The sequence below is a fragment of the Streptomyces sp. NPDC089915 genome (assembly GCF_040684675.1).
Lineage (GTDB): Bacteria > Actinomycetota > Actinomycetes > Streptomycetales > Streptomycetaceae > Streptomyces.
This window is the reverse complement of sequence record NZ_JBFBGN010000307.1, coordinates 1-2,314: the sequence shown is the minus strand read 5'-3', so window position 1 is coordinate 2,314 and position 2,314 is coordinate 1. Positions and strand designations below refer to the sequence as shown.

The 2,314-nt window shown below is 80.7% G+C and carries 2 pseudogenes; both read left to right on the top strand.

The features are described from left to right. A pseudogene (locus tag AB0O29_RS35185) lies at positions 1–2,229 on the top strand (hypothetical protein); the annotation flags it as partial. After that, positions 2,226–2,314, top strand: a pseudogene (locus tag AB0O29_RS35180) (DnaA/Hda family protein); the annotation flags it as partial. The pseudogenes AB0O29_RS35185 and AB0O29_RS35180, both read left to right, overlap by 4 nt.

The following is a 2,314-nucleotide window of genomic DNA, read 5'->3' as shown; positions in this document are numbered from 1 at the left end:
GCCGTGCCGGCGGCGCCCGCCGCCGCCCCGTCCTTCCCGCCCACCCAGCCGCCCGCGATTCCGGCGCAGCCGCCCTTCGGCGACGGCACGCCCGGGTTCGCGGCGCCGGCCTTCCCGGCGGCCCCTGCCGTGCCCCCGCAGCCGGGTGCGGCCGACGTGTCCGTCCCGGCGGTGGCGGCCGCTCCCGGGTTCCCTGCCGCGCAGGCGCCGTTCAGCGGCGGCGCACCGGGGTTCCCGGCGCAGCCCGCCGAGCCGGCCGTGGGTCCTGCGGTAGCCGTCAGTGGTGCCGCGCCGGAGGTACCCGCGCAGCCCGCCGAGCCGGCTGCGGCACTCGTCAGCGGTGGTGCGCCGGAGGTTCCCGCACCGCCCGCCGAGCCGGCCCCGGCTCCTGCTGCGCCCGCCGGCAGCGCGGCGCTGGAGGTCCCGGCACCGCCCGCCGCATCCGTCAGCGGTGGCGTGCCGGGGATCCCCGCGCAGCCCGTGGGCGGTGGCGCGCTGGTTCAGGGTGACGCGGCCGCCCTGCCCGGCGGGTCCGTTGCCGGCGCGCCGGCGTCGGTCGCGGTATCGGCGGCCCAGGGCCTGCCTTCCGGCGAAGCCCCGTTCGCCGGGCCCGCCGAGGGTGGCCTGCCCGCTGCGCCGGACGCGGCCGACGTGCCCGGTGCCCCCGCGCCCTTCACACCTCCCGCAGCCGCAGGCGTGTTCGGCAGCGCTCCGGCCGCCTTCCCTGTGACGGGTGACGCCGCGTGGCCCACCCCGCCGGCGGCGCCCGGCTCCCCCGCCTCCCCGGTGCCGGCCGGCCCGCACTCCGACGCGAGCGCCCAGGGCGGTGCTCCGGCCCACGCCGACACCTCTGCCGACGCGGCGGAGGCTCCGTCGGCCGCGCCCGGTGTCCCCTCGGGCGCGGTCGCGCAGGAGAACGCGGCCGGGGTCGGTCCTACGGTCTTCCCCGCCCCGGCCGATGCGGCGGCACACGCTGACACCCCGTCCGGCGCCCCCGCGCCGACTGGGATTCCGGTGGACGCTCCGTCAGCGGCCCCCGCCGACGCCTCCGTTCAGGGAGCGGTGGCCGGGGGTCTCCCCGGGACGCCCTCGCCGTCCGTGGGTTCCGCCGGCACTCCGGGTCAGGGGCTGCCTCAGGGCGCGCCGGCTCCGGCGGACGCCGCGTACCCGGCCCACTCCGTAGAGGCGGCCGGCCGGACGGCCACTCCGCAGGACGGCGTCCCGGCCCTGCCCCCGCCCGCCCCGGCGGACACCCCCTTCGGCGGACCCGGCACCGAACTCCCGCCGCTGCCGTCCGCCTTCCCGGCCGGCCAGCCCCAGGGTCACGGCTTCCCGCCCGGCAGCACCGAGCAGCCCCCGACCCCCGGCTCCCCGCAGGGCTACGGCTTCCCGCCCACCACCGCGCAGGAACCCCCGGCGCCGCAGGGCTACGGCTTCCCGCCCGCGACCGCGCAGGAACCCCCGGCCCCGCAGGGCCACGGGTTCCCGCCGGAGCAGGCACAGCCGCAGGCCCCCCAGGGCTACGGATTCCCTCCCGCGACCGCCCAGACCCCGGCCCCTGAGGCCCCGCAGGCCTCGGCCGTCGGTACCCCGCAGGGCGACGGGTTCCCGCCCGCTGCGGCACAGGGCCCCGCGACCCCTGAGACCCCCCACGGGTACGGCTTCCCGCCTGCCACCGCGCAGGCCCCGGCGCCCCCAGCCGCCGACGGGTACGGCTTCCCGCCCGCCGCGGCACAGGAGCCCGCAGCCCCTCAGGCCCCCCAGGGATACGGGTTCCCGCCGGCCGCGGCACAGGACTCCTCAGCCCCTGAGACCCCCCACGGGTACGGGTTCCCGCCTGCCGCCGCGCAGGAGCCTGCCGCTCCTCAGGCCCCGCACGGTTACGGCTTCCCGCCCGCCGCCGCGCAGGCCCCGGCTTCGGGCGCCCAGCAGACCACCGCCCCCGACGCCCCGCAGGGCTACGGCTTCCCGCCTGCCGGCGCCCAGGAGCCCGTCGCTCCTCAGGCCCCCGACGGTTACGGGTTCCCGCCCGCCGCCGCGCAGACCCCGGCGCCCGCTGCCCCCCAGGGCTACGGCTTCCCGCCTGCCGGCGCCGAGCAGGCCCCGGCCCCTGCGGCCCCGCAGGGGTACGGGTTCCCGCCGCAGCAGGCGCAGGCGCAGCCGGCCCAGGACTCCGTCCTGCCGCCCGCCGCCGCCCAGCAGGCACCGGCCCCCGGCGCCCCGCATTGACCCTGGAGGACCGGCTCCGCAACCGCTTCGAGTGGGGTCTGATCACCGACGTCCAGCCGCCCGAGCTGGAGACCCGGATCGCGAT